This window comes from Streptomyces sp. NPDC093260 (assembly GCF_040683715.1).
Lineage (GTDB): Bacteria > Actinomycetota > Actinomycetes > Streptomycetales > Streptomycetaceae > Streptomyces > Streptomyces sennicomposti.
Genome location: NZ_JBFBEK010000016.1, coordinates 1 through 8652 on the forward strand (window position 1 = coordinate 1; position 8652 = coordinate 8652).

The window sequence follows — 8652 nt, forward strand, 5'->3', positions numbered from 1 at the left end:
TGGACACCGAGGGCTACCGGCTGCTGGTCAACCCGACCGGCCGTTTCGAGGTCGGCGGCCCGATGGGCGACGCGGGGCTGACCGGCCGGAAGATCATCATCGACACCTACGGCGGCATGGCACGCCACGGCGGTGGCGCGTTCTCGGGCAAGGACCCGTCCAAGGTGGACCGCTCGGCGGCGTACGCGATGCGCTGGGTCGCCAAGAACGTGGTGGCGGCCGGTCTCGCGGCGCGCTGCGAGGTGCAGGTGGCGTACGCGATCGGCAAGGCCGAGCCGGTGGGCCTGTTCGTGGAGACCTTCGGCACCCACAAGGTGGAGCCGGAGAAGATCGAGAAGGCGATCGACGAGGTCTTCGACCTCCGTCCGGCCGCCATCATCCGCGACCTCGACCTGCTCCGCCCGATCTACGCCCAGACCGCCGCGTACGGCCACTTCGGCCGCGAGCTGCCCGACTTCACCTGGGAGCGCACCGACCGGGCGGACGCACTGCGGGAGGCGGCGGGGACGGACGACATCGGCGCGTGAGCACCGGGGGGGCGGATGAACGCCTCCGCCGAGCGCGGCACCCCGATGCCACCGAACTCCGGCCCGGGCAACGCCAGTCGACGGGGCGGCGCGGAGGCGGCCGGCAGGATGCGCCGGTGGCGGGTGGTGTTCAGCCCTCAGGTACGGGCCGCCACCCGCCGCGGCCGCGTCATCTGTTCTCTGTCACCCGCTCGTCATCACTCGCTCCCCTCCCGGGTCGCCGGGTCCCGTTCCTCGGAGGGTGGCTCGTCGGCCGGGCCGAGAATGGCCGGAAGATCGTCCATCCAGGCGAGCACCGCGTCCTCGTAACGGATGCCGAAGGCCAGGGTGGCGCGTTCGTAGGCGTCGATCCCCGCACTCTCCAGCCGCGCCTGATAGGTCTTCAGGCGCTGCTGGTGCACCGTCCGGTGCTGGTCGACGTGGTACAGCAGGCACGCGCGGTCGAGGTGACCGCCGAAGGCGATGGTCAGCAGCAGAGGGTAGCGGATCTGTTCCGGACCCGGCGGTGTGCCGATCCACTGGGCGAACGCTTCGCGCCCGGATTCGGTGATGTGGTAGCGGACCCGGGACCGCGGTCCGGCGTCTCCCGCTCTGACCAGTCCGCGCGTGGCCAGGGCGGCCAGCTCGCGGTACACCTGGCTGCGTGTGACCGTCCAGAAGGCGCCGACGACCTCCTCGGCGATGGCGAGAAGTTCATACCCGCTGGCCTCCCCGGTGTGGAGGAAACCGAGCAGCGTGGCTGCTGTCGCGTTGAGATTGTCCATGAAGATGCTCTCCCTTGACACTCCATAGTGGACGGTGCATGATTCTGACCGTCAATAGTCCACTGTGGTCGGTGGACCACTGTGTCACATGGGTCGGGGCCCGGATGAGCACGGGCTGACGGGGGAGAGTGTCATGGCGCGGTTCGGCCCGGGCTTCCGGAGCCTGGACGACGAGATCCGAGTGGCCGAACTGCCAGTCAGCGGGCGCCTGCCCGAGTGGTTGAGCGGCGTGCTGTTACGCAACGGGCCGGCGAAGTTCGAGGCCGGCGCCAAGGGATTCAGCCACTGGTTCGACGGCCAGGCGATGATCCACAGGTTCGCCGTCGACGGCGGGCGGGTCCATTACGCCAACCGATATGTGGACACGCCCAGCAGCCGGGCCGTGCTCCGAGAGGGCCGAATACGGTACCAGGAATTCGCGACCGACCCCTGCCGAAGCCTTTTCGCGCGCTTCCTCACGCCTTTCCAGCGCACCCGGCCCGTCAATCCGAATGTGAACATCACCGGATTCGGGGACCGGCTCGTCGCGCTCACTGAAACACCACTGCCGGTGGAGTTCGATCCCGGCACCCTCGCCACGGTCGGAGTGGTCGACTACGACGACCGGATCGGCGGTCACGTGACGACGGCGCATCCCCATCAGGATCCGGTCACCGGGGACCTCGTCAATTATGTGACGCACTTCTCACGGCGCAGCGAATACCGTGTATATCGCCAGCGGCCCGCCAGCGAGCCGCACCGTGAACTCATGGGACGGCACCGGGTCGAAGAACCCGCCTACATGCACAGCTTCGCCATCACCACCCGGCATGTGGTGCTGGTCGAATTCCCCCTGGTGGTGAACCCTTTCAGGCTGCTGCTGAGCGGCCGCCCGTTCATCGAGAACTACCGCTGGAAGCCGGACCGCGGAACCCGGTTCGTCGTCATGGACCGGCTCAGCGGGCAGGTGCGCTCGGTGCTGAGCGGCCCCGCCTGCTTCGCCTTCCACCACATCAACGCGTGGGAGGACGGCGACCGGCTCTTCGTCGATCTCTGTGCCTATGAAGACGCCTCGATCATCCAAGCCCTCTACCTCGACTCGCTCCGCGGCGGCGGCGCCGTCCCGCAGGCCACGCCCACCCGGTTCACCCTGGACGTGCGGGCCGGCACCGTCACGGCCCGGGCGCTGTCGGAGACGTCCCTGGAGCTACCGCGCATCGCCTACCGGCGGCGCAACGGCCGGCGCTACCGCTACGCCTACGGCGTCGGGTCGCACGGCCGCCGCACCGACGACTTCCTCGACCAGCTGGTCAAGCTGGACGTCGAGGACGGCAGCGCGCTCGTGTGGCGGGAAGAGGGCTGTTACCCGGGGGAGCCGGTCTTCGTCGCCGCGCCCGCGGGTCAGGGCGGTTCGCCTCCCCCTCAGGGCGGTTCGCCTCCCGGCGGGGACGGGGGCGGGGCGGAGGACGACGGGGTCGTGCTCTCGGTCGTCCTGCGGGCGGACACCGCGTCGTCGTACCTCCTGGCGCTCGACGCGCGCACCTTCCGGGAACTGGCCCGGGCGGAGGTCCCGCACGCCGTCCCGTTCGGGTTCCACGGCGTCTTCGTCGGGCAGGGCCGGCGGGGCGCCTAGGGTCTCGCGTCCGGATCAGGTCGCATCGCTGAGCGGGGGCTGGTGACGGGGGCGTCTTCCGTGCCGTTCGGGCAGTGGGGGAGCATCGCGGGGCGGAGGAGGTCGTCGCCGGAGCCGTGGCGCAGCCGACGGCGATCGGCGTGAGGGTCCCCCTGCCCGCAGTGCCTGGGGGAGCGGTGCCAGGACCCACGAGCCCGGCTTGCTCGGGACGAGAGGCCCTGGGGCCGGCAGCGGTCGATTCGCTTTTCCGAACAGCGGTTGATTTCCGGGTTCCGGAATAGGGCCGACCTGTCCGCGGAAAGCGGTTGCGCATTCATTGCGTGCCCCCGGAGAGGGCTAATTGCAGCGCAAAATTGTCATGGACCTGATTACATGGGGGAAAGCCGCGTGCCCGATCGGGCTGACCGGAGGGTCAGCTAAGGCGGCGTTCATTCCGAGGAAAAAATTGGATACTCGCTGTTAACGGCGTGTCCCTTTACTCTTCCGTGAGCGAGGCTCTAGGATTCAAGCGCTGACTCGGAGGAACCGGTCGCGGAGGTGCCCCACCACCGCCGGCGAGCGAAACGGATCCAGTCTGACTGTCGAGCAAGGAGGACTGGAATTTGTAGTTCCGGCGAGTTCTCATGATGATGGGATCGCCGTCTCCTCCGAAGTCGGGTTTCCGTCGTTCCCAGGTGTGGCTGCGTGCGGCGTTCCACGTTCTGTGGCGTTGTCACAGGCGTGTGCGTGCGTGCTCACCGCATTCTGTCGGGTCCCTACCCTATTTCCAGGAAAGGAATCACCATGCCCGCAGTGAGCGCACTCGAGGCGCAGGAGTGGTTGATCGAGAAGATCGCCCACCGCCTCGGCACGGAGCAGGCCGAGGTCGCTCCCGAGATGTACTTCGACGAGATGGACCTCGACTCGACGGAAGCCCTGATCCTCGCCGGCGAGATCGAGAACTGGCTGGGGTTCGAGCTGAGCACGACGACGTTGTGGTACCACCCCACCATCAAGGACCTGGCCGCTCACATAGCCGAGGAGAGCGACCGCCGTGCGGCGACCGCGTAGCGCCGAACAGCCCGTCGTCCACCGCCACCGCACTGCGGCCCCGGGCCGTCACACCGTCTACCTGGTGCACCCGGGCGCGCTCGACGCGTCCGTCCACCGCGGTCTGGCGGAGGCGCTGCCCGCGGGTGTGGGGCTGACCGTGCTCGACCTGGGCGGACTGCCGGAGTACTGGCAGGCAGCGCTCACCGGCGGCCACGCCGCCACCACCATCGACGCGCTGGCCTCCCGGCTGCTGACGGCCGTTCAGGTCGCCCACATCGAGGGCGACTACGTGCTGGCGGGCTGGTCCTTCGGCGGTGTGGTGGCACACGCCATGGCCACTCTGCCGGTGCGGCACGGCCGTCCCGCACGGCTGGTGCTGCTGGACAGCATCGCGCCCGTCGACGACTACAAGCACGACGACGACGCGCTGGAACCGTCCCTGCTGCTGGGCTGGTTCACCATGTACCTCGGCGCCAAGCGCGGCCGCCCGCTGCACCTCGGCGCGGAACGGCTGGCCGGCCTGGGTGTGGACGACGGTCTCAAGCTGGTGCTGGAGGCGGCCGTCGCCGCCGAGGTGCTGCTGCCCTCCACCCCGCTGCCGGGACTGCGCAAGCTGTACGACACGTATGTCGACGGCCTGCTGCGCAACAACCGGCTGACCAACCCCCACCGCCCGCTGCCCGCGCCGGTTCCCGTGGTGCTGGTCAAGGCCGAGCGGAGCCTCATCCCCGAGGACCGCACGCTCGGCTGGGAGCCGCTCGCTCCCCACGGCCTCGAGGTGCACACCTGTCCGGGAGACCACTACACCATGCTCACCCGCGCTGACGCCGCTTCCGTCGTCGCGTCGCTGCTCGATGCTGCCTGACCGCGGATACCGGCACACCCAGGTACCACGGGCATCGAGACCCAGCAGAACTTCGCCAGTAGGCGCACCCTCTTCCCACGAGGCCGGGCCATGCCGCCCTGCCCCGACCCTCGAGAGAGCCTCGCTGTGAACGTTTCGCAGGATTCCGACCTCGACCGCCGGCTCGCCCGCGACCCGATCGCGATCGTCGGCTTGTCCGCCCTCTACCCCAAATCCCGCGACCTGAGGGAGTTCTGGGCCAACGTCGCCGCGGCGGCCGACTGCATCGAAGACGTGCCCGCCACCCACTGGGACGTCGACGAGTTCTACGACCCCGACCCGGCGGTGCCGGACAAGACCTACGCCAAGCGCGGCGGTTTCATCCCGGACACGCCCTTCAACCCCCTGGAGTTCGGCCTGCCGCCGAACACCCTGGAGGTCACCGACGTCCTCCAGCTGCTCAGCCTCGTCGTCGCCCGCGACCTGCTCAAGGACGCCGGAGCCGACCAGCCCTGGTACGACGCCTCGCGCACCGGCGTCGTCCTCGGCATCACCGGCGCCAACCAGCTCACCCAGCCGCTCACCGCGCGCCTGCAGACCCCCGTCCTGAAGGAGGTCGTCCGCAGCTGCGGTCTGTCGGACCGGGACGCCGAGGAGATCGCCGCCAAGTTCCGCCTCGCCTACGCCCCCTGGGAGGAGAACTCCTTCCCGGGCATGCTCGGCAACGTGGTCGCCGGCCGCATCGCCAACCGGCTGGACCTCGGCGGCATCAACATGACCGTCGACGCCGCCTGCGCCAGCTCGCTCGGCGCCGTCAAGGCGGCCGTCAGCGAGCTGCTGGAGCGCCGCGCGGACACCATGCTGGTGGGCGGCTGCGACGCCGAGAACACCATCTTCATGTACCTCTGCTTCAGCAAGACCCCCGCGCTGTCCAAGTCCGGTCGCATCCGGCCCTTCGACCAAGACGCCGACGGCACGCTGATCGGCGAGGGCATCGGCATGCTGGCCCTGCGCCGGCTCAGCGACGCCGAGCGCGACGGCAACCAGGTCTACGCCGTGCTGCGCGGCATCGGCGCCGCCAGCGACGGCCGCTTCAAGTCGATCTACGCCCCCCGCAAGGAGGGCCAGGTCCTCGCCCTGGAGCGCGCCTACCACGACGCTGACTGCTCCCCGGCCAGCGTCGAGCTGTTCGAGGCGCACGGCACCGGCACCGCCGTCGGCGACGCCACCGAGCTCAGCTCGCTGGCCGCCGTCGTCTCCGCGGCCACGGAGGAGCGGCAGTACGCGGCCGTCGGCAGCGTCAAGTCGCAGATCGGGCACACCAAGGCGGCGGCCGGCGCGGCCGGCATGATCAAGCTGTCGCTCGCCCTGCACCACAAGGTGCTGCCGCCCACCATCAACGTGGACCAGCCCAACTCGGCCGTCGACTTCGCCAACGGGCCGTTCTACGTCAACAGCGCGCTCAGGCCCTGGGTCCGCGACCCGAAGCGCCCCAAGCGCCGGGCGGCGGTCTCCTCCTTCGGCTTCGGCGGCACCAACTTCCACCTGGTGCTGGAGGAGCACGGCGACGGCGACGACCTCCAGGTGATGTTCCCGGTCGCCCAGGTGCACCTGTGGCACGCCCCGGACACCGCGGCGCTCACCGCCGCCCTCGACGGGGACGCGCCCGCACAGACCGGCCCCGTCCCCGACGGCCACGCCCGGATCGCCTTCGCCGCCCGTGGGGCCGAGGAGGCCGCGGCGCTGCGCGAGCTGGCCCTGCGCGAACTGCGGTCCCGCCCGGACGCCGAGTCCTGGACGCACCCCAAGGGCGTCTTCTTCCGCCGTCGCGCCGCCGACGCCGCCGAACGAGGCAAGGTCGGCGCGCTCTTCGCCGGACAGGGCAGCCAGTACGTCAACCCGGGCATGACGGCCGTGCTGGCGGTGCCGCCGCTGCGCGCCGCCTTCGACCGCGCCAACCGGCACTTCGAGAACGCCGAGCCGCTGTCCCGGATAGCGTTCCCGCCGCCCGCCTTCGACGACGCCACGCGCACGGCGCAGGAGACCGCGCTGCGCGCCACCGAGTACGCGCAGCCCGCCATCGGCGCCCTCGCCGCCGGCCAGTTCCGCTACCTCAGCGAACTCGGCTTCGCGCCCGAGGGCCACCTCGGGCACAGCTTCGGTGAACTGACCGCGCTGTGGGCGGCCGGGGCACTGGACGACGACACGTACTTCGCCCTCGCCCGGGCCCGGGGCGCCGCGATGGCCCCGCCCGCCGAGCCCGGCTTCGACGCCGGCGCGATGGCCGCCGTCAGCGCGCCCGAGGAACGGGTGACGGAACTGCTGGCCGGTATCCCCGACCTGCACGTCTGCAACCGCAACGCGCCCGACCAGATCGTCGTGGGCGGCGCCACCGAGGCTGTGGAGAGGCTGGTGGCCGCCGCGCGGGAGGCCGGGATCAAGGCGTCCCGGCTGCCGGTCTCCGCGGCCTTCCACACCCCCTACGTCGGCCACGCCGTGGAGGCCTTCCGCGCCCACGTCGAGGCCGCGCAGGTGACCGAGCCGCGCGGTGCCGTCTACGCCAACACCCGCGGCGCCTCCTACGGCGCGGACGTGGCCGCCAACCGACGCGTCCTGGCCGAACAGCTCATCCACCCGGTGGACTTCGCCGCCCGCGTCGAGGAGATGTACGCGGCCGGGTTCCGCACCTTCGTCGAGTTCGGGCCCAAGAGCGTGCTCACCACGCTGGTGCGGCGCATCCTCGGCGAGCGCCCGCACACCGTACTGGCCGTGGACGCCGGTCCCGGCAAGGACGCGGACGTGGCGCTCAAGCAGGCCGTGGCCCGGCTCGCCGTACTGGGACTGCCGTTGCAGACCGCGGACCGGTACGTGGCCGCCCCGGTGGAGCGTGAGCCGGTCAAGGGCATGAGCATCATGCTCAACGGCATCAACTACGTCTCGCCGCAGCGCAAGGCCGCCTACCGCGAGGCCATCGAGTCGGGCTACCGGGTCGCCCTCCCGTCCGCCGCGCCGACGCCCGTGCTGTCCGCGCCCGTTCCGCCGTCCGCGCCCGCCGCACCGCCCGCACCGCCCGCACCGGCCGCCGTTCCGGCGCCCGCCGCCGCGCCCCGGCCCGCCGCGGCCGCGCGGCCGCCGGTACCGCAGCCGTCGGCCCCGCGGCCGGCCGCAGCGTCCCGGTCGGCCGCCGTGGCCCTCGCGCCGTCGCCGGCCGCACCCGCGCCGGCCCCGGCTCCCGCTTCCTCCCTCACCCCCCAGGAGACAGCATCCGTGGACAAGGACCGCCTGGCCGACGTGGTCGCCGACCACTTGGCGCTGCACGACGAGTACCTCAACGGACAACTGGACAGCGCCCAGCGCCTCGCCGGGCTGCTCGAACGCGCCTATGACCAGGGCCGCCTCGACCAGGTGATCTCCGGTGTCACCACCGTCAAGGAGCACAGCCTGGCCATCGGCCGCACCCATCTGCGGGCCAACGAGATCCTGCGCGAGCTCGCCGGACTCGAGGTCGGCGCCGCCCCGGCCGGCCAGGCCGCGCCCGCGTCGATCGCGGCCTCCGCCCCCGAGGCGTACGCCGCGCCCGCCCCGGTCGCCGTCCCGGCCCCGGCCCAGGTGCCCCTGGCCGTCCCCGCCGCGCCCCCGGTCGCCGCGCTCCCGGCCCCGACGCCCACCCCCGAGGCCTACGCCGCCCCCGCCGCCGCCCCCGCCGCGGCGCCCGCCCCGGCTCCCGCACCCGCGCCGGTCGCTCCGGCCCCGGCCCCCGCCGTCGCCGCGGGGCCCGACGCGGCGTCGGTGTCCGCCGCGCTGCTGGACGTGGTGGCGCAGAAGACCGGTTACCCGGCCGAGATGCTGGAACTGGAGATGGATGTCGAGGCC

At 71.6% G+C, this 8652-nt stretch carries 6 protein-coding genes; 5 read left to right on the plus strand and 1 reads right to left on the minus strand.

Features of this window, described 5'->3' with window-relative positions:
- The coding region (locus AB0N63_RS21035) for a methionine adenosyltransferase domain-containing protein (RefSeq protein ID WP_365530514.1) at positions 1-527 on the plus strand (527 nt) is incomplete at its 5' end.
- A 197-nt stretch (positions 528-724) separates the two neighbouring features.
- Here AB0N63_RS21035 and AB0N63_RS21040 read toward each other — a convergent pair.
- On the minus strand, positions 725-1291 hold the full coding sequence (locus tag AB0N63_RS21040; RefSeq protein ID WP_365530515.1) for a PadR family transcriptional regulator: 567 nt from the start codon (positions 1289-1291) through the stop codon (positions 725-727).
- 133 nt (positions 1292-1424) lie between these two features.
- Here AB0N63_RS21040 and AB0N63_RS21045 point away from each other — a divergent pair, with 133 nt between their 5' ends.
- From AB0N63_RS21045 to AB0N63_RS21060, 4 genes are all read left to right on the plus strand, one after another.
- Entirely contained in the window at positions 1425-2903 is a 1479-nt protein-coding gene (locus AB0N63_RS21045; protein WP_365530516.1) for a carotenoid oxygenase family protein, read from the plus strand.
- Between the two features lie 783 nt (positions 2904-3686).
- Positions 3687-3953 (plus strand): acyl carrier protein, encoded by a 267-nt coding sequence (locus tag AB0N63_RS21050; RefSeq protein WP_365530517.1) that lies wholly within the window; start codon positions 3687-3689, stop codon positions 3951-3953.
- Positions 3937-4800 (plus strand): thioesterase domain-containing protein, encoded by an 864-nt coding sequence (locus AB0N63_RS21055; RefSeq protein ID WP_365530518.1) that lies wholly within the window; start codon positions 3937-3939, stop codon positions 4798-4800. The genes AB0N63_RS21050 and AB0N63_RS21055 overlap by 17 nt, the downstream gene beginning before the upstream one ends.
- 126 nt (positions 4801-4926) lie before the next feature.
- On the plus strand, positions 4927-8652 hold a 3726-nt coding region (locus tag AB0N63_RS21060; RefSeq protein WP_365530519.1), incomplete at its 3' end, for a beta-ketoacyl synthase N-terminal-like domain-containing protein.